14 protein-coding genes, 1 tRNA gene and 1 pseudogene are annotated in these 19,351 nt (G+C 50.5%); 7 read left to right on the top strand and 9 right to left on the bottom strand.

The window, feature by feature from the left end:
* Window positions 1–19: 19 nt before the first annotated feature.
* The 9 genes and pseudogenes from HRI97_RS10730 to HRI97_RS10690 form a co-directional block, all read right to left on the bottom strand.
* Window positions 20–1,249 carry a M20 family metallo-hydrolase gene (locus tag HRI97_RS10730; protein ID WP_253725437.1) on the bottom strand — a complete coding sequence of 410 codons (1,230 nt, stop codon included), beginning with the start codon at window positions 1,247–1,249 and terminating at the stop codon, window positions 20–22.
* A gap of 33 nt (window positions 1,250–1,282) precedes the next feature.
* Window positions 1,283–2,269, bottom strand: coding sequence for a UDP-glucose 4-epimerase GalE (gene galE, locus HRI97_RS10725; protein WP_253725436.1), 987 nt, complete (start codon window positions 2,267–2,269; stop codon window positions 1,283–1,285).
* A 142-nt stretch (window positions 2,270–2,411) separates the two neighbouring features.
* Window positions 2,412–2,657: pseudogene (locus HRI97_RS10720) on the bottom strand (hypothetical protein); the annotation flags it as partial.
* 305 nt (window positions 2,658–2,962) lie between these two features.
* A complete protein-coding gene (locus HRI97_RS10715) occupies window positions 2,963–3,220 on the bottom strand; it encodes a type II toxin-antitoxin system RelE family toxin (RefSeq protein WP_253725435.1) in 258 nt (85 codons plus the stop codon).
* Window positions 3,221–3,225: 5 nt separating this feature from the next.
* Window positions 3,226–3,456: a hypothetical protein gene (locus HRI97_RS10710; protein ID WP_253725434.1), complete on the bottom strand. Its 231-nt coding sequence runs from the start codon at window positions 3,454–3,456 to the stop codon at window positions 3,226–3,228.
* A 259-nt stretch (window positions 3,457–3,715) separates the two neighbouring features.
* Window positions 3,716–7,366 carry an SUMF1/EgtB/PvdO family nonheme iron enzyme gene (locus tag HRI97_RS10705; RefSeq protein ID WP_253725433.1) on the bottom strand — a complete coding sequence of 1,217 codons (3,651 nt, stop codon included), beginning with the start codon at window positions 7,364–7,366 and terminating at the stop codon, window positions 3,716–3,718.
* A gap of 209 nt (window positions 7,367–7,575) precedes the next feature.
* Window positions 7,576–8,544 (bottom strand): formylglycine-generating enzyme family protein, encoded by a 969-nt coding sequence (locus HRI97_RS10700; protein WP_253725432.1) that lies wholly within the window; start codon window positions 8,542–8,544, stop codon window positions 7,576–7,578.
* Window positions 8,545–9,520: 976 nt separating this feature from the next.
* Window positions 9,521–10,747, bottom strand: coding sequence for a YkvA family protein (locus tag HRI97_RS10695; RefSeq protein WP_253725431.1), 1,227 nt, complete (start codon window positions 10,745–10,747; stop codon window positions 9,521–9,523).
* A gap of 22 nt (window positions 10,748–10,769) precedes the next feature.
* Window positions 10,770–11,300: a DNA-deoxyinosine glycosylase gene (locus HRI97_RS10690; protein ID WP_253725430.1), complete on the bottom strand. Its 531-nt coding sequence runs from the start codon at window positions 11,298–11,300 to the stop codon at window positions 10,770–10,772.
* A gap of 146 nt (window positions 11,301–11,446) precedes the next feature.
* Here HRI97_RS10690 and HRI97_RS10685 point away from each other — a divergent pair, with 146 nt between their 5' ends.
* The 7 genes from HRI97_RS10685 (at window position 11,447) to HRI97_RS10660 (ending at window position 19,348) form a co-directional block, all read left to right on the top strand.
* Complete coding sequence (locus tag HRI97_RS10685; protein WP_253725429.1) at window positions 11,447–12,094, top strand: TetR/AcrR family transcriptional regulator; 648 nt, start codon at window positions 11,447–11,449, stop codon at window positions 12,092–12,094.
* Window positions 12,095–12,439: 345 nt separating this feature from the next.
* Window positions 12,440–12,961, top strand: a complete 522-nt coding sequence (locus tag HRI97_RS10680) for an SRPBCC family protein (RefSeq protein ID WP_180485024.1) — start codon at window positions 12,440–12,442, stop codon at window positions 12,959–12,961.
* 221 nt (window positions 12,962–13,182) lie between these two features.
* Entirely contained in the window at window positions 13,183–14,868 is a 1,686-nt protein-coding gene (locus HRI97_RS10675) for an EAL domain-containing protein (protein WP_253725428.1), read from the top strand.
* A 215-nt stretch (window positions 14,869–15,083) separates the two neighbouring features.
* A complete protein-coding gene (locus tag HRI97_RS10670; protein ID WP_253725427.1) occupies window positions 15,084–16,919 on the top strand; it encodes a phosphoenolpyruvate carboxykinase (GTP) in 1,836 nt (611 codons plus the stop codon).
* Between the two features lie 582 nt (window positions 16,920–17,501).
* Window positions 17,502–17,575, top strand: a tRNA-Ala gene (locus HRI97_RS10665).
* Window positions 17,576–18,138: 563 nt separating this feature from the next.
* Window positions 18,139–18,264: a hypothetical protein gene (locus HRI97_RS12580; protein ID WP_301338886.1), complete on the top strand. Its 126-nt coding sequence runs from the start codon at window positions 18,139–18,141 to the stop codon at window positions 18,262–18,264.
* A 61-nt stretch (window positions 18,265–18,325) separates the two neighbouring features.
* Window positions 18,326–19,348 (top strand): M23 family metallopeptidase, encoded by a 1,023-nt coding sequence (locus tag HRI97_RS10660; protein WP_253725426.1) that lies wholly within the window; start codon window positions 18,326–18,328, stop codon window positions 19,346–19,348.
* Window positions 19,349–19,351 lie beyond the last annotated feature (3 nt).

Here is a 19,351-nt window from a genome sequence, read left to right as displayed (position 1 = left end):
TGTAAAAATTGCGTGCCGTTCAGGCGCCGAACAAAAATGCGAGCGTCTGCGCGTCGGAAACGATATTGTCGAGGATGCAGTATTCATCGGGTTGATGAGCCATGTCGTCTAGCGTGCTCCATACGGCGGCGTTGTAGCCGAGCTCCCGAAGCGGAGCTGCGACGGTGCCGCCTCCGATACCGATCGTGCGTGCGGTTTTTCCGTGCACCGCTTTCAGCGCTTCGGAAAGCTTTTGCACGACGGGAGCGTCGACGGGAGTCGCGGGCGATTCGCCTGCCTGCGGCATCGTATATTCGATTTTTACGCCGTATTTTTTTTCTATCGCTTTGCAGCGCGTATCGACTTCAGCGTACACTTCTTTGAGCGTGTAGCACGGGATGATCCTGCAGTCCATGCAGAACACGTCTTCTCCCGGAATGATATTGATGCTGCCGACGTTTTGCATCCGCATCGTCGGCTCGAAGGTCGAACAGTCGGGCGTAAAAAGCGGATCGCGTTTGTTGAACACGTCTTTCATATCGTGGAGCGAAAGCGCAAGGGCATCGGAGGCAAGACAGGCGTTGCATCCGGTGTCTGGACGCGAGCCGTGCGTCTGTTTGCCCGTTACGCGGAAGCGGAGCCATAAAATATTTTTTTCGGCGACTTCGATCGTTTCTCCCTTTGCGTCTCCGCCGTCGGGAATGACGATGATGTCTTCTTTGCGGAAAAGCTTGTGCGCTTTTAATAAATATTTTATGCCGTATTCGCTGCCCACTTCTTCGTCGGCCATAAATAAAAGTTTGACCGTGTGTTCGGGGACGATGCCGCACTTCATATACGCGAGGGCTGCAAAGACGCCGGACGTGAGCCCCTGCTGATTGTCTTCGACGCCGCGCCCGTAGAGCTTGCCGTCTTTTTCGACGACTTTCCACGGATCGGAATGCCACAGCGATTTTTCACCGACGGGTACGACATCCAAGTGCGCCATAACCCACACCGAAAAATCGTCCGATTTGCCGGGAAGGGTCGCGACCGCGTTCGGGCGGATGCCGCTTGCAACGCGCGGATCGGGCGCGTCGTATCGTTCGATATTCGTAAAACCCTGTTCGCGGAGCCACGCGATAAGCGCTTCGCATTTTTCGATTTCGCCCTGTCCGCCGTTTTCCGGAGCGAGGGAGGGATGGCTCGTCAAAAGCGTTTCGAGCGCAACGATATCGCGTTTCGAAGATGCAATATAATCGAAGAGTTTTTGTTTCGTATCGTTATTCATTTTTTTGCCTCATAAGTGTTGCCTAAAAATCGGTTAGTTTTTAACAAGCCCGTTGTATTTTTGATATGCGTTCCACGTCGTTCGGACGAGCGTATCCGTATCGGAATACTGCGCTTTCCAGCCGAGCTTTTCGTACGCATATTTGCTCGTCGCAACGAGAGATGCGGGATCTCCTGCACGGCGCGCGACATAGTCGGCGGGAATCGGGCGGCCTGTGATGCGCCGCGCGGCTTCGACCATTTCCGTCACCGTCATACCTTTTTCGCTTCCGAGATTTACCGAAATGCTTTCGTCGTGTTCTGCGATGTATTCGAGCGCTTTTACGTGGGCGGCGGCCAAATCGCTTACGTGCACGTAGTCGCGGATACAGGTTCCGTCGCGCGTATCGTAGTCGCTGCCGAATATTTTGAGCTTTTCGCGCATACCGCAGGCGACTTCCATGATCACCGGCAAAAGGTTTGCGGGATTTTGTTCGAGGCCGCAGAGTTCTCCGTCGACGTCGTAACCTGCCGCGTTAAAATAGCGGAGCGCTGCAAAGCGCAGGCCTCGCAGTTTTTCGTACCACGCCATAAACTCTTCGATCGAAAGCTTCGTATAGCCGTAATAATTTTCGGGATGTTTCGGATGGCCTTCGTCTATCGGAAGATACTGCGGTTCTCCGAATACGGCTGCGGACGACGAAAACACCATGCGCTTGCAGCCGTGAGAGACGGCTGCATTTAAGATATTGAGCGTGCCGTTGATATTGTTAATAGAATATTTTTCGGGAGCGATCATCGATTCGCCTGCCGCTTTGAAAGCCGCCAAGTGTATAAAGGCGTCAAAGCCTTTTGCAAAGGCCGCGTCCAAATCGCCCGGGATCAAAATCGTTCCGTATATGAATTCGTTTTCTTTAAAAAGATTTTGGCGCAGACCGCTCGAAAGATTGTCGAAAACGGTTACGCGGTGCTTTTGCTTCATCAATTCTTTAACGACGTGGCTGCCGATATATCCGGCGCCGCCGATTACCAATACGTTCATGTATGCCTCCGCTACGGCGGTCAGTATAGCGCATTTTCACCGTCTCTGCCATAGTTGCTACACAAAAAAAACCGCCCCGAAGCCGAAGGTTCTTCCGGCTTGGGGCGGCAGTCTTTGCAAATTGGTAATCGGTACCGTGTAATTACTTCAGTGCTTCCACTTCTTTTTTGCTGAGGCCGGTAACTTGCATTATCTTTTTTACGGAATCGCCGAGTTGTTTTAAAACCCGTGCCGTTTCAAACGCTTTTTGACGGGAACCGTCGGAAAAACCTCGTTCAATTCCTCGTTCAATTCCTTCGGCAAAGGCTATTTCACGTTCTTCAGCTCGTTGTACGGCTATATCAGTTTCATAATCATATTCGGCTAGTAGCATATTAACGACCTCCTTAAAACTTTTTGCAGAAAGTTAGAGCCTCCGGCTCGTTCTGCAAAGAACTGATTCTACGTGTCCGCTTTCGCGGACTTCGAATCAACTTTCGAAAAAAGTTTTAGCCGTGCGCGAGAGCGCACACGTTCAATAGTCGAGTTTGCAACGCAAACTCGAGATAAGAACGCTGCGATTTCGAGCAGCGCGCAGAAATCGCGAGTGTCTCCCATAAATAAAAAACGCTTCGGCGTTTTTTGTCTCAAGACTCCGGCGGAGGCGCTATTTCAGCCGATGCTTTTTATCGTACCTCCCGTGACTTTCTCTGTTCATCGATACACCGTTGAGCGGTGTCCGATTCCGATGACAGTGATAATTAGCTTATCGTCATGGATGCGGCATAAAATGCGGTAATCGCCGATGCGGTACCGCCATAGTCCTGAAAGATTTGAAGTAAGCGCTTTCCCCCGGGAACGCGGATTATCAAGTGAGGCAATTTCACTCATATATTTTTTGATTCGGTTTTGAAGCGGCTTATTGAGCCGTGAAAATTGCTTGCTCGCTGTCGGAGCATATTCGACTTTCATTTTAGTTATAGTCCGAGCTCTTTATACAGAACGTCGGCAGGTATTGCAGCTTCCCCACTTTTTTCAAAGTCAGCCCACGCTTTTTCGGCAAGGTGGGCATCTTCGGCATCTTCTTGCAATTCGGCAAGGTAGCGGCTAAGGGCGTTTTCCAAGACGGTATCTTTTGGCACTCCAGTCATTCGGGCTGCCTGTTCCAATGCTCGATACAGTTTATTTGGCATAGTCATTGTAGGCATATCATACCTCCTGTTTTTTATTATACCACAACTTCCCGGGTTTTATAAGAACGCCCTCAAAAAAAACCGCCCCCGAAGCCGATGGTTCTTCCGGCTTGGGGCGGTTTGACCTTTTCGGTCAGGTATTTTAATCGCTAATCAAATTGGGGCAGCCCCGCTTAGGGGCAGGGTTTTTTCCCTGCCCGCTTTCACTCCTCCCGTACACGGATGTGCAATCCTCATACAATTACCGATTATCCATTGGAATGAACTATAACCCTTACGGCCGCTTTACTACGCGCAAGCCGACATCCTTATCACCATTCCACGACTTGTCTCGGAAGGCACACTTGATCCCGGAGGCGCTGCTGTTATAACTGCCGCCGCGTATAGCGTGCTTGTTTCCCGATTGCGCTCCGGTCGGGTTTATGCCGCCTGCGGGTGTGGTATCGGTGTACCAATCCCAGCACCATTCAGCCACGTTGCCCGACATATCGTATAAACCGGTGTCGGTCGACCGCAGATTTTTCACTTCGCGCGTTTTGGTGCTATTGGTTTGGTGCCACGCGTAAGTGCCGACACTACTTTCGTCGTTCGTGCCCGCCCACGTACGCCGCTTCCCTTGGTCTTGGGCAGCCCATTCCCACTCGGCTTCGGTCGGTAAGCGGAAGCCCCGTTTTTCCATCCTCATTTCAGGCTCTTTTCCATTTTGGAGGGCGTTGAAAGTGTATACTTGCCCTTCACACCAATACACGCACTCGCTTTCCGGCAATCCCGCCTTTTCGGTAAGCTCATTGCAAAAGAGAACTGCCTTGTACCAGGTTACATTTTCTACCGGACGCTTTTCCTGCACGTCGCCTGAAAGAGGATTGTCATTATAGAAGCTCGGGTTATCTCCCATAACCGCCTGATACAACTCCTGCGTTACTTCGGTATCTGCGATGTAATAGGTGCTTAAGCTGATCGTATGCTCATGGTTGTCGTCTACATCGTTTGAGCCGACCGTTCCGTTTTCTACCGGGGCAATACACCTCATCTTGAAGCGTACGCCCGCTGCCGTAAAGAATTTATCCCAGTCGGGTTCGCTAAAGTATACCTTCACGAGCGTTTGCTGCATGTCGGTATGCGCTTCTACGGTACGCGTGTACTCGATGCCCACGCCGGTCTCCGTAAGCTCTGAGCCGTTGAGCTCCCATTTGTCGATCGCACTATGATCGAATGGCCATGCGCTAAAGCGTACTTGCGTGCCGTGAGGTACAGCCGTGCCCGATTGAATTTCGTTTCCGTTTACGTAAGCTTTAACCCGGCCCTTACCGCTTGCTTTACAGAAAACGATCCAAGCATTATTGAGGAGGAAGTGCGCTTTTACATCGACGTCGGAATTTACCGTGTACGTGTACGTCGGCGCAGTTCCGGCGTCGTAGACTTCGTTTCCGTTGCGCGTCCACTTTTTGAGCCGATAGCCTTCGTTCGGCGTTGCGCTAAAGACTACCTGCTTGCCTTCGCGTACTTCGCAAGGCGACGAAATGCTCGTGCCGTCTACCGTTACGCTTACCGTACCGCCGCCTTCCGCGCCGAAGCGCACCGTATAAGTTTTAGCTTTAAACTGTACCCGAATATCCGTATCTTCCGTTGCGTAAAGCTCGTAGCTCCAGCTTGTGCCGTTACAGGTTGCACCGTTGTTTGTCCACTTGTCTACCGTGTAGCCGCTTTCGGGCTTTGCAATAAAGTACACATTACTCCGGAGCGGCACTTGTTCACCCGACAAGATTTCTTCATTTGTGTTCTTTTTATACGCTTTGAGCGTGCCGTGTGCGCCGTCTACGCCGAAGCTTATAACCGGCGGGTCTTGAGGCTTAAAGCTTACTTTTATGTCGGCATCCGCCGTTACCGTATGATTGTACACGACAGCGTTGCTCGCTTCGGCGATAACCGCTCCGTTGTTTGTCCACTCTTTAACCACATAGTCCGATTCGGGATGTGCTTTAAACGTAATGACGGTATCTTTTTCCTGCCGGGTGGAATGTGTCCACTGACTGACGATTTCGCCTGCAACGGTCGCGCTCAGCGAACCGTGCTCATCCGCGGCACCGAACTGTACCGTATACCACGGCTTAAGCGAAGGCGGATTTATAACGCCGTACGCTACGCGGATACCGATATATGAACCTAAATCGGGAGGAAAGCCCGACCGTTTTGCGCATGCGGCATGGTCCGTATCGTATAAAACGCTTCCGCCGCGGCAAATACGATCGCTACCTTCGACAGGGCCTGCATAATCATCCGGCAGCGGATCGGGTAACTCGCCCTTTTTATCCCAGCACCATTCGCCTACGTTACCGCTCATATCAAAAAAGCCTAAAGCGTTTGCGTTTTTCTTTTTTACTTGGTGAGTCAACATGGAACTGGGGTTTACGTAGTACCACGCATAACTTGCAAGAGCGCTTTCGTTGTCGGTACCCGCCCATTTGTGCCGTTCAGAGCCGCCTTGTGCCGCCCATTCCCATTCGGCTTCGGTCGGCAAACGGAAGCCTTTTTTGCTCCACCGCGGCTGGGGTATTTTTTTCGCTCGTGCGTCGTCGGCGTTGTAGATGTGCCCGTCAACCCAATACACGCACGCATCATCGCCGAGCATTGTTTTTTTTGTCAGTTCATTGCAAAAGGCAATCGCATCGTACCAGCTGACTTCTTCTACCGGACGCTGTGCCTGTACTTCGCCGGTAACGGGCGGTTTGCCGCTGCCCTGATAGAAACTCGGGTTGTTCCCCATAACCGCTTCATACAGTTCCTGCGTTACTTCGGTTTCTCCGAGGCAATAGGAGCTCAAATTGACTTGGTGCGGAGGATTTTTGGTAGGGGCAGCGGCTTGGTCGCTGTGCCCGATAGTGCCGTTCGTTACCGCGTCTATCTTTTTCATCGTGAACTTTACGCTGCCGACCTGTCCCGCACCGGTGTCCTTGTTATAACTGCCGGTAAAGGGTTTGCCCTGTTGACGGCACACAAGACGGAAGCCCAGGGTGTTTTCCGCCTTAAAACCTTCAAGACCGCTGCGGAACGCACAGGCGGCATTCGCGGCGTCTTCCTTCCAACTGCCCCCGCGCACCGACCGCTTGGTACCGCCCGCTTCTCCGGTAGGATCCTCTCCGCCGCCGGGCGTAAGATCGCTATACCAATCCCAGCACCACTCTTGTACGTTGCCCGACATATCGGAAAGGCCGAAAGCGTTTGCGCTCTTTTTTCCTGCCGCGTGCGTTTTATCGCCGCCGTTTGCGCGGTACCACGCGCAGCTTGCAAGCGCACTTTCGTCGTTAGCACCCGCCCATTTGCGGCGCGCACTGCCGTCTTGTGCCGCCCATTCCCATTCGGCTTCGGTCGGCAGACGGAAGCCGTTTACACTCCAGTCGGCGGTAACGGCATTCCAGTCTGTATTGTCAGTCGTCGGAATTTGACTTACCGTAAGCGATTCAAAATCGACCGGAGTTCCCCCGACCGTAACCGAATACACCGGAGCGCGGCCGAGCTTTAAGCTGAGCTTGTTGCAAAAGGCAATGGCAGAGTACCAGTTTACCTGCTCCACCGGACGAGCCCCCTGCGTTTCGCCCGAAGCAGGCGGATTTGAGCCGCCCGAAAAAGCGCTCGGATTGCCGCCCATTACCGCTTCCCACAGATCCTGCGTTACTTCGGTTTGCCCGATGTGGTAGGCGGTAAGCGACACCGTCCGCTCGCCGTTGTGCTCCTGATCGGCATGCCCGATCTTCCCGTTCGTTACGGCGGCAATGCCTTTCATCGTAAATTGAATACCCTCCACGTTTTCGGTTTTGTCGGCCAAAGCATCGCCGCCCCCGCCCGCAGCATTCGGGCAGCCGGTCATACCGAATAGCGCAATGAGCGCTAAACCGATAAACAGGATTGTTTTTAATTTGTGTTTCATAAACACCTCCTTACTTTAGGGGGAGAGAGTACCCCGGGTCCCTTACGGGCTTTTTCAAGTCAGAGCAGGGTTCTCTCTCCTTATAACCCCCTCTTTTTCCCGCACTGCCAAAGAGGCCCCCCTTTGGAATCCGGCCTTATTGCTCATGTTCCGACACGGGGCCGGAAACGCTGTATGTAGCGAACTTAAAGCCGGTTATCTGCGAGCAATTAGGGGCGGCAAACCACACGAAAGCCACGACTCGTGCTGGTGTCAAAAGGCTTGTTGCCGTTCCGATAAGCACAAGCGGCCTTATCCTCATTGTCGTACCAGCTGCCGCCGCGGATGATGCGGAAAGTACCGTCTTCTACACCGATCGGGTCAGTCTGTCCACTCGCGGGTGTACTGGCGCTATACCAGTCCCAGCACCATTCTTGGACGTTCCCGCTCATGTTGTATAAGTCGTAGCCGTTCGGTTGCTTCTTCTTTACTTCGTGCGTTTTGCTACCGCTGTTTGCATTATACCACGCATAGTTTTTAAGCTTGCTTTTGGTATCCGTTCCCGCCCATTTGTCGTCCGTGCCGCCTTTGGCTGCCCATTCCCATTCGGCCTCTGTCGGCAGTCGGAAGCCGTTTTTACTTCCGTCAAATGCGGTGTTATTCCAGTCCGCATTATCTATTGCAGGTATAGCGTTGTATGCAAGCGTTGAAAAATCTATCGGATTTCCGCCAACCGTTACCGTATAACACTGCTCAAGTCCCAGCTTCAAGCTCAGCTTATTGCAAAACGCTATACAATCATACCAGCTTACTCTTTCCACCGGTCGTTTTGTCTGTTCCTCGCCGCTTTCAGGATTGTCGTTAAAACTGCTCGGTTTATTGCTCATCACCGCTTGATACAATTCCTGTGTTACTTCCGTCTCTCCTATCAAGTACGCGGAAAGGCTTACCGTATGCGGTGCATTCTTACCGCCGGAAGAAGGATTACTGTAATCGGAGTGCCCCACGTTTCCGTTTGTTACGGCGGCAATACCTTTTATCGTAAAGTTTACGCCGTCAACTGTGTAGGTTTTGTCGGCGGGCGGCAGGGATGGTGTTCCTCCGCCCGCGTTGTTCGGGCAGGCGGTCATGCCGAATAGCGCAATAAGCGCCACCAACGCGGCTGTGATGAGCGCCGCCCCTCTTTTTTTGTGTTCCATAAACACCTCCTTAAAAAATGCTTTATTCTCAAGGGAGAGAGAGGACACCCCGTTCAGGGCAGGGTTTCATCTCTCTCCTTCCCGCACTGCAAAAGGGGACACCTCTTTGAAATCCCCGGCTTTTACGGTTTTAGTCATACATCCTCATATGTGAGCAATTCTTCAGAATTGCGAACTTAAAGTCATATGTCTTGCGAGTTTGCGGAGCAAACTCGGCGCCCAAGCGAGCGGCGCCATTTGAGCCGTGCGCTTGGGTACGGCATGGATGCCGACAGAGTTGTTCGCCCTGCGTCTTTTATGCCCCGTGCAAAAAGCGTACCGACACAGCAAAAAAATATTTGTGCCGAAAGACTTGGCACGAATGTGCGGAAATAGCGTATTGAAATCGGCGGAAGGCGAGGCTCCGGCTGCGAGGCGTTTCCCTCTGCATGTCCCGGCATGTTTGCCGTTGTGCGTTCGTTCGCGTAAAGCGGACACCAAACTGCGTAAAAGCAAGAAAGCGGAGCGGCTGCAGGGTTCCGCTGCGAAAAAAATTCTGCACAAGCGAAGCGCGGAAGCCTTTTTTCGCAGCGGGTTCGTGCGGCCGCGATTGTTTAATTGTTTTACGGATTTTGTGTTTTGGGCATGAGTTACGCGAACGGACGAACGAACGAACGAACGAACGAACGAACGAACGAACGAACGAACGAACGATTATACGGCGCGCGCGGACTTTGTCAAGTACTTGGTCGCTTTTTTGCACATTTTGCGTGAGCGATATACAGGCTGTGCCGGTCTTACCGTACATACGTCCCTCGTCATAAGGATTTGCGGGAAAAACTTGAGATGACTGATATATTTATTATAACCTGTATTCACACAGATTTCAACTTTTAAGAAGGTAAATTGAACGGCACAATGATTTTACTGTTCCCTGATCGGAGAAAATATTCTGAAAATATTGACCGATAGGAAGTGCTGCGGTACGCTCGGCATTTCAGTGAAAAAAATCTCGAATATAGATAAAGGGGTAGGCGAGCAGCTCCGGCAGCGTATAGTCGGTTACGGCGGGCAAAAGGAAATTCCGCACAAATACATGGTACACGATGAGGTAGCCCGAAATCGTTCCGATAAAGATAACGATGCGCGATTTGAGCGCGTTCCACAAGTGTTCGGCCATCGCGCGCTTTCGCGGAATCCATGAGGGCAGTTTACCTTCGTTCCACGTACGGAAAAAAAACGCATACAGCGATTTTTTGTGTTTCGATTCGGCATAGACATCTTCGGCCAGCGCCGTGTAAGCGGCTTCCGCAAAAATATCTTGTACTCGCAGTTTTTTATAGCGCGGATTTGCGAGCGCATTTTGCGCTTCGCGGGTGCGGATTTGCTTGAACGCCGGAAAAAAATTATTAAAAAATTTAATACACGAAATACAAGATAATGAAACGGAGATGATAAACCATACGGCGAGAATTATCAACAGAACGGACGCTGCGATTATACCCGGCGCCCATGAGGGATTCGATACGGAAAGAAGCAGCATCGATACGGTAAAAAGAGAAAGTTTTACAAGCGAATTGAAAAACGTCCGCGTGCAGTACCGTTGGAACTGTTTTCCGATCGACGCGGAAACGGCGTCTTCGGTGATACGCCCTATCTGCTCGGATGCCGCATCTCCGACGCTGCGGATACCGTTTTTTACCTGCGCGGACATTTTCGGAATCGTTTCGGTTATGATGTCTTTGCACTGCGCGTAGATAAAAGCGATGACCGCGGCATCGTCGAGCAAACCGCCCGGCAGTAAAAAATCGGGTACGATATCGAAGGGACTGACGAGGTACGCAAGCGCGCCGATTATCATAACTTTCGTTTCGGTCGGAATATCCGGCGATTTGAAACCCGCCCACAGCGCTTCGACGATGTGCCATAAGTCGGCGACAGGTCCGCGCTTCATTTTTTCAAGGCGGGAGCCGATTTTTTTTACATCGCGTTCTTCGGCCGCCTTTCCGAGTTCGTCCGCTTTTTTTATCGCTTTTTTATTGACGTCGTCCTGCCGCTCTCTGTGCGTTGCAAAACGGTGCCGGACTCCGCAGCGCTCTTGTTCTTTTTTATCGCCGAAACGATTTTGCACCGTGCCGCCGCATCGGCTTTGCGTATGCGATTTCGCATCGTCTACAATGCGGTGCGCATCATTTTGTTTATTAATTTTCCGAAAGAAATTCATTGTACTCCGCGGTTATGTGTTTTCAATCAAATAAAGGACGATACGCCGCAATCAATGCGTCGAGCGGCCAACGGCCGCGGTTCGCGCTGCTCGTCGACGGAAGGCATACCGCGCGTATGCGCGTCGTTTTTTCGCAGAGCTTTGTGTAAAATGTATATGCCGCCCGCCCCGTACAATATATACGCCCGATATGCGACGATGCAAGGATCTTTGAAAAATCGTTCGGCACGGGATTTTTTATGCTCGTGTCGGCGGCTCCCCTTATATCGCATGAAGCAAGTACGTCCCAGAGCGCGATGCCGTGCCGCAGCACAAGCGCTCTCCGTTCATCGACGGCTTTACTTCCTCCGTCGTTCGGATACAGGAACTCTTTTCCGGCAAGAGACGCGATAACCGGCCAAAACCTGTTTTGTCCGTGCATATAGTAAAAGCCCGCCGTTCGGGAGCGCGGAGAAGGCATGGTTCCGAGAACGAGGACGCGGCTTGCGGAATCGTATACCGGTGCAAACGGATGCCGAACCCGTGAAGCGTCGGACGGATTTTCAGTGCGCATGTATATATAGTAATAACAAGCGTTTTGTGCGTCAAGAAAACAAAAATCCGACAGAAAACGAAAATCCGAACGTCCGGCACTTGCATTTTATAGAATAATATTCTATACTGTTTGTAGAATATCGTTCTACAAAACGGGAAGGGCACATGTCCGATAAAAACGAAGACAGAGAGAGCCGGAAAAATCAATTGATCGATGCGGCGACAACGCTGTTCTTTTCAAAAGGCTATACGAACACTTCGGTACGGGATATTTTGGATGCGGCAAACGACCGGACGTCTTCGCCGAGCGTTTTTTATTATTATTTCAAATCGAAGGAAGCGATGTACCGAGCCGTTTTGCGCCGTTATTCCGAGCGCTATGTAAAATCTGTGCAGGATGCAATCGACGCGTACAAAGACGATGCGCAATCTCTTATGACCGAAGTAACGCGCCTGTTTTTAAAAACGGTAAAAGCCGACGCGCACGGAAAAGAAGCCGCCGCTTCGCCCGATAATCTTTTGTACGCATTAAAATTGAAAGAAGAACTGACGCAAAAATTTGTTGAAGTTTGGGAACTGTTTATCCGCTCGCTGGATTGGTACAAAGCGGATGCCGAAACGGTTCACAAAACGGCCGTTTTTATTGCCGGCGGCATCGGAGAGATGGTGTACGATTTCGGCTATGTTCACGAAAAAAAAGAGGGCAGCGCCCGAAAACTCATGGACTGCATGATTGACTTTTGCGCCGGTGTTTTGAACGCTCCGGCTGCGGAAAAAGAAAAATACAGGAGGTATGATAAAAGCGACGTCTGAAATATCGCCGTCGCTGGAGTCTAGAGCCGAAAAACGCTGAAGCGTTTTTCTTTTATCGGAGACACGCGTGATTTCTGCGCATTGCTCGAAATCGCGCGTTCTTATCTCGAGTTTGCGTGGACGTTTGCAGAAGACTTGTATACGTACTATTTCGATAAAAACGGGATAGATACGATACACATTATTTTGCAAACTCGACTGTCTGCCGTGTGCGCTTGCGCGCACGGCTAAAAACTTTTTCGAAAGTTGATTCGAAGTCCGCGAAAGCGGACACGTAGAATCAGTTCTTTGCAGAACGAGCCGGAGGCTCTAACTTTCTGCAAAAGTTTTTATGGAGGATGGTGTATGATAACTTTGCATGAACAGGTTGATATTCCCGCGCCGTTTGAAAAACTGTGCGCATGGGCCGACAATTTCGAAGAGGAATTCGTCAAGTGGAGTCCGTATCATTTGGAGTGCGAACTGTACGACGGAAACGTACATGCGGGCAGTAAAGTCCGCTTTTATGAAATCGTTATGGGACTCGACTACGACGTAACCGGTACCATCGTAACGAGCGAACGCGACGATAATCATTTTCGCTTCGTATTTAAAAGCGACAAGGGAACCGCTTTTATCACCTTTGAAGGAACGCGGACAAAAGACGGCTGCCGCTTTTCGCACACGGAATCCTTCGGCATAACGACGCCCGTCATCGGGCCTATTATGAACTTTTTGCTGTTCAAAATCATTTTCCGTAAAAAATGTAACTGGCAGCTTATCCGCGACGATATGATTTTGGACAATAAGTATTTAACCGAAATTCTTACCGAAGGGAAATATCCCGAGCGCATTCCCGTCGAACGCTTAAAAACCGGAGCAAAATAAAAGTCCGGGGCTGTCCAAAAACTTCAGTTTTTGGACAGCTTCCTTGATTTTATGTGCGACGTTTAAAATTAAGTCATTATAATATAAAGACTTAATTTTAAACTCGACAGGCTGTCGAGAAAGTAACCGACTTTTGAGACAGCCCCTCTGCAGCAAATTCAAAAATCTTGCAATATTGTATAAGGTATTGTATACTATAACAGTACAGCAGGACAAAGAATTTGCCGCACGAAATTGATTTAAATATCGTAAAAAATATCATATCGCTTCTTGAAGTCTGTACCGATTCGTTCGCTTTCGTATACGATATATCTTCCGATCTGTTTTTTATCTCCGAGCGTACTTTGGCTCACTACGATTTGCCCGGCGCGCGGTTTTCCGGCGCGATAGGCAAAATCATTATGTTCATACATGAAGACGAACGCGTTCGCTGTGCCGTCGATATCGAATCGATTATATCAAATAAAAAAGAGAGCATCCGCTCGTCGTACCATATCCGCAACAGATACGGCGAATATGTTCCCGCCGAAGTCAGAATGCGGCGCATGTCCGAGGCGTGGGGAGAAATAGTCGCCGGCTCGATCAATCCTGCGGAAAAGCATGCGTTTTTTGAAGACGACAGCCTTGCCTCCGAACGCGACGCACAGTTCGATTTCGATACGGCACGCATGAACGAAGGTTCGCTGAGCGGTTTTGCCATGCAGATCGAAGTCGATAATTTTATTTCGATAAACGAACATGCGGGTTTTGAAGCGGGCAATGAGATTTTGAGCATCCTTGCGCAGGCGTGTAAAAAGCAATGCGTAAACGGCACAAAAATCTACCTGCTTTCGGACAGAAAGTTTTTACTGATGAATTTTACGGGCGGGAACGCGGACGAAATACGGCGCAGCTACAGCGGCATAAAGCAGAGCATACGTGAAGCCGAATACGAATCGGGCTATAAACGTATGTTTACCGTTTCCGCGGGCGGTATCGCGTTTATCAACGATACGAGTTCGCTTACGGAAATGCTTGCAAAACTCATGTTTACCGTAGAGACGGCGAAAAATAACCGAAAAGATACCTTGTGTCTGTTCAACGCCCGCGAATATGCGCTTTATCTTCGTGCGCTTGAAATCGAAAGCGCCATACGCGATTCCATAAAAAACAAATTTGAAGGATTTTCGCTTTTATTTCAGCCGATCGTAAACGCGAAAAAAGTGCAAAAAAACGCAAGCGGCTCTTTGTCGAAAATCGTCGTCGGTGCGGAATCTCTTTTAAGATGGAAAAACGATCGTTTCGGCACGGTCGGCGCAGGTGAAATCATCCCCATACTTGAACGGAGCGGACTGATTGTTCCGGTCGGGCGATGGATACTCATGAAAGCGTTTGCGCAGTGCGCCGCTTGGAACACGCTCTTTCCCGATCTCTACGTGAGTGTCAATATTTCATTCGTGCAGATTTTGCAGTCGAATCTTGTGAGCGAAGTGCAGATTGCCCTCGAGCGTACCAGAGTCAATCCGAAAAACATCGTGCTTGAAATAACCGAAAGCGGAAATATCGACGATGAAGAAATTCAATCGATGCTTCCCGAGCTGTCGGCGCTCGGCGTCAAAATCGATATCGACGATTTCGGCACGGGCTTTTCCAATCTCCGCTATCTGCAGGATATTCACGCGAATACGCTTAAACTCGATTATACGTTTATCCAAAAAGCGCTCTCGGGCGATATGAAAGATTTGAAGATAATCGAATTTATCGTCGATATGGCGCATGCGCTCGGTATGACGGTATGTATGGAAGGCATCGAATCATACGACAGCGTGGAAAAACTGCTTCCGTTCGCCCCCGATAAATTTCAAGGCTACCTTTTCAGCCGTCCCGTCGATGCGCGTACCTTTGCAAAAGGAAATCTGCATCGGTAAAAATCGGGACTTTTTTGCCGGCGCGCAGCGAGCGCGAAAGGTAAGGCTGCAGCCGATTTGTTTTTAAAGAATACGGTTTCCGGCCGGCTTGGGCTGTACGGTATGAATCGCAGCATTGTCAAAATCCGGTAAATGCGCTATATTTCTTATAAAGTCGGTAAGGAATCATCACCGTTGAATTTTTCGTAAGTATTTTATATTTATAGGAGTTCTTTATGGAAATAAAAGATTTGAAAAACGCTAAAATCAAAGCGTGGGTTGAAGAATGGGTTAAATGGTGCGAACCGGACAGCGTCTATATCTGCGACGGTTCGAAAGAAGAGTACGACAGGCTTATGAAAGAGCTCGTCGATGCGGGGCTCGCGACGGAACTCAAAAAAAAGCCGCACAGCTATCTTTTCCGCTCGCTTCCGTCGGATGTCGCGCGCGTCGAAGCGCGTACCTTTATCGCGTCGAAAAAAGAAGAAGATGCGGGTCCGACGAATCACTGGATAGATCCCGAAGAACTCAAAAAGACGATGAAAGCGCTGTACAAAGGCTGTATGCACGGCCGCACCATGTACGTCATTCCGTTCAGCATGGGGCCGGTCGGTTCGGCGATCGGTAAAAACGGTATCGAAATCACCGACAGCGCATACGTCGTGTGCAATATGGACATTATGACGAGAGTCGGTACGAAAGTCCTTGACAATATCGGATCGGACGGTGCATGGATTCCGTGTATGCATTCGGTCGGAAAGCCGCTCAACAACGGCGAAAAGGATAACGGCATTTGGCCCTGCGCCGACATGGAGCACAAATACATTTCGCAGTTCCCCGAAGAACGCACGATTTGGTCGTACGGTTCGGGTTACGGCGGAAACGCTTTGCTCGGCAAAAAATGCTTTGCGCTTCGCATCGCGACGGTGCTTGCGCGCGATGAAGGCTGGCTTGCCGAGCACATGCTCATCTTGAAATTGACGAACCCGAAAGGCGAAGTAAAATACATCACCGGCGCGTTCCCGTCCGCTTGCGGCAAAACGAATCTCGCGATGCTGCGCCCGACACTGCCCGGCTGGAAAGTCGAAACGGTCGGAGACGATATCGCGTGGATGAAATTCGGCAAAGACGGCCGCTTGTACGCGATCAATCCCGAAAACGGATTCTTCGGTGTCGCGCCGGGAACGTCGGACGAATCAAACTACAATGCGATGCGTGCTGCGTCGAAGAATACGATCTTTACGAACTGCGGCCTGACCGAAGATGGAGACGTTTGGTGGGAAGGCATCGGCTACAAACCGGAAGGCAAAGAGATCGTCGACTGGCACGGAAACAAACGCCCGTGTCCGGAAAACGACAAAACGCCGAAAGACAAAGAACAATGCATCGCGCACCCGAACGCGCGCTTTACCGCGCCCGCACACCAGTGTCCGTGCATCGCGTCGAATTGGGAAGATCCGAACGGCGTACCCATCAGCGCGTTCCTGTTCGGCGGACGCAGACCTTCAACGATTCCTCTCGTGCATCAGGCGAGAAATTGGAACCACGGCGTTTTCCTCGGTTCGATCGTCGGTTCGGAAGTGACGGCCGCCGTCATCTCCGATCAGGTCGGACAAGTGCGCCGCGATCCTTTTGCGATGCTTCCGTTCTGCGGATACAATATGGGCGACTATTTCGCGCACTGGATCGACATCGGTCACAAATCGACCGAAGATAAACTGCCGAAGATTTTCTACGTAAACTGGTTCCGCAAAGACGCCGACGGCAACTTTATGTGGCCGGGCTACGGCGAAAACAGCCGCGTCCTCGCATGGGTATTCGACCGCTGTGACGGCAAAGACAACTACATCGATACCGCGATCGGCTACATGCCGAAAGAAGGCGCAATCGATACGACGGGATTGAGCGACGAGTACAAGAAAAATATGTCCGCGCTTACGTCTGTCGATGTTGACGGCTGGAAAAAGGAAATCAAAGACATCCGCGAAAACCACTATCCCAAATTCGGAAAGCATTTGCCGAAAGAGCTGAGCGAATGTCTCGACGATTTGGAAAAACGGCTGAATAAATAATACGGTTGAATGTCGAGTTTCGAAAGTATCAGCTGATAAAGCCATGCTTTCGGCGAGAACTTCGTTCGTTGCACTCACTACCGAGTTTGCTTTGCAAACTCGCCGTGTATGCCATGGTCGAGCTTTTTAGGTCAGGCTTCCGCAAGCCTAACGCTCGAAACGGCACGCGGCCGGAACCTCGCCTTGAGCATATTTTTATTTCTTTTTGAAACTCGCCGTTCATTTGCCGCGTTAAACATGATTAGGCTCAGCTGTATTTAGAGTGCCAGGGATTACGCATGAAAAATGTATACACAGAAAAGAGACATAATATAAAATAAAAAAAGCGGAACGCGAGGCAGCGGCAATGCCGCCGAGCCGCTCAGACCGATGGCAAGCGAACTTTTTGGTAAAAAAGTTCGCGCAGTCCGATTCCAATCACGGTCTGCCGCGGCGAACGGCAGGGCTGCTGCCGGGAGTGCAGCCGATTTTTTACGGTAATGGTTATTTTTTGAGGAATATAGATTCTCATGCGTAAGCCCTGTTTAGAGTGCGCCGTATCCTTGACAGTGCAGCCGAAATTTTGTTATAGTAAACAAACACGGGGGTGTAGCTCACCTGGCTAGAGCGCTTGCATGGCATGCAAGAGGTAGTCGGTTCAAGTCCGATCATCTCCAAAAAAATAAAGGCTGACCGTTATATGCGGTATATTACGTGCAGCTGTCGATTTGCAAAGAACCGACTACCGAAGTACGCGCCGAGCAGGTGCGAGGGAAAGGCGGCAAGGATGCCGCCGACAGCGTACGGAGGCGCCCTGAGGAAGGCGCAGGAAGCGCCTGAACGAAGGGGTCGGTTCAAGTCCGATCATCTCCAAAAACGCGGAAGCTTGTCCCTTATTCTATCGCATATCAAATTCAACTGTAAATTTGTAAAGAACCGACTACCGAAGTACGCGCCGAGGAAGAGCGAGCAAATCCGAGCAGTGCGCGACTTGCAACGAGCGCGGAGCGCGAAGTTCCCCGCGCAGGATTTGCGAGCGTCTCCTATAAAAGAAAAACGGCTCTGCCGTTTTTCAACTCTCGACTTCAAGAATGATTCCGAGCAGCTGTCGTTCGCGGTACATCCGTGTACCGCTCACTACCGTATTTTTGCTTCGCAAAAATACGCAGCCGTTTTGCCAAGATACGACACGGCATCCGTGCCGTGCAGTACATGAAGCGAAGTTCCCCGCGGAGGATCTATGAAAGAAAAACGTGTCAAGCGTTTTTCGCCTCCAGACTTTTTCAAGGCGGCAGGGATGCCGCTAATGTACTTGCTTAAAAATGGAGATTTTAACTATTTGACACAAAGGCGTCAAATGTGCTAAAATAGAGCGTTGGAGCCTGTATATTAGCAGGCTTATTTTCGGGTGGAACAGGAGCGAGATTGTGGCTCGGACGCAAAAATATAAAAAGCTGGAAAAAAAGGTTGCTTCAAAAACGAGCAGCGCGTTTTTTTCTTTTTTGACTTTCATAAAAGATGCGGTACTCCGCATATTTAAGGTACTCGACGGCAAGCTGACGATAATGATCGTTCCGCATTCGCAGAGTAAAGTTGTTAATTTTCAAACGAACGTTTTCGCGCTCGGTCTCGGCGTCGTGCTTGTCTTCGGTATTGTCGCATCATTTTTTTACTTTGACCGAAAGGCGATCGGTTCACGCGCAGAGATATCGCGCCTGTCATCGCAAAACCGTTTGACGCAGGCGAGTCTCGACGAATTGCGCGACGAAAATATGAATCTCATGCAGGCGGCAAAACGTTTCCAAACGTCCTTGTCGCAGTCGCTTGCGCTGCTCGGCATTACCGACAGTTCGAACATTGCGCGTGCGTCGGTTTCGAACAGCGACCTTTCTTCGCTTTTCGGCACGCAGGAAACGGCAGCGGGTTCCATGCGCGAAACGGAAGATGTCAAGCAGCTTGCATCCTACCTTGAAAATGCGGTACAGCCTGTCGAGCAAATCGGTAAAATGCTCGAAAATCAAAATACGCTTTTTACGGAGATTCCGAGTATCTGGCCGCTGAAAAACGTCAACGCGCATATTTCCATGGCATTCGGTCCGAACGTGCATCCGATTTCGGGGCAGTGGTACATTCATAAGGGTATCGATTTTTCGACCTATCGTTCGGGTGATCCGGTCATCGCGACGGCGAGCGGACAAGTCGTTACGGTAGGTTACGATGCGAGCTACGGCAACTATATTATTATTAAACATAAGCACGGCATCTACACGCGCTACGCGCACCTCATGTCATCTCGCGTGACGAAGGGACAGTTTATTTCTCAGCGCGATGTCATCGGTTATGTCGGCAACACGGGCGTTACGACGGGACCGCATCTGCATTACGAAGTGCACATCGGTTCGGATGTCGTGGATCCCGCAAAATATATCAACGTAAAGCTTTCGAACTGATTT

Origin of the sequence: Treponema socranskii subsp. buccale (assembly GCF_024181585.1) — a bacterium.
Taxonomy (GTDB): Bacteria; Spirochaetota; Spirochaetia; order Treponematales; family Treponemataceae; genus Treponema_D; species Treponema_D buccale.
This window is presented reverse-complemented; position numbering and strand designations above follow the sequence as displayed.

Bases quoted from the DNA above. Each gene is read 5' to 3' on its own strand.
- HRI97_RS10730 (WP_253725437.1), bottom strand. From the start codon at position 1,249: ATGAATAACGATACGAAACAAAAACTCTTCGATTATATTGCATCTTCG.
- galE (WP_253725436.1), bottom strand. From the start codon at position 2,269: ATGAACGTATTGGTAATCGGCGGCGCCGGATATATCGGCAGCCACGTC.
- HRI97_RS10715 (WP_253725435.1), bottom strand. From the start codon at position 3,220: ATGAAAGTCGAATATGCTCCGACAGCGAGCAAGCAATTTTCACGGCTC.
- HRI97_RS10710 (WP_253725434.1), bottom strand. From the start codon at position 3,456: ATGCCTACAATGACTATGCCAAATAAACTGTATCGAGCATTGGAACAG.
- HRI97_RS10705 (WP_253725433.1), bottom strand. From the start codon at position 7,366: ATGAAACACAAATTAAAAACAATCCTGTTTATCGGTTTAGCGCTCATT.
- HRI97_RS10700 (WP_253725432.1), bottom strand. From the start codon at position 8,544: ATGGAACACAAAAAAAGAGGGGCGGCGCTCATCACAGCCGCGTTGGTG.
- HRI97_RS10695 (WP_253725431.1), bottom strand. From the start codon at position 10,747: ATGAATTTCTTTCGGAAAATTAATAAACAAAATGATGCGCACCGCATT.
- HRI97_RS10690 (WP_253725430.1), bottom strand. From the start codon at position 11,300: ATGCGCACTGAAAATCCGTCCGACGCTTCACGGGTTCGGCATCCGTTT.
- HRI97_RS10685 (WP_253725429.1), top strand. From the start codon at position 11,447: ATGTCCGATAAAAACGAAGACAGAGAGAGCCGGAAAAATCAATTGATC.
- HRI97_RS10680 (WP_180485024.1), top strand. From the start codon at position 12,440: ATGATAACTTTGCATGAACAGGTTGATATTCCCGCGCCGTTTGAAAAA.
- HRI97_RS10670 (WP_253725427.1), top strand. From the start codon at position 15,084: ATGGAAATAAAAGATTTGAAAAACGCTAAAATCAAAGCGTGGGTTGAA.
- HRI97_RS12580 (WP_301338886.1), top strand. From the start codon at position 18,139: ATGAAAGAAAAACGTGTCAAGCGTTTTTCGCCTCCAGACTTTTTCAAG.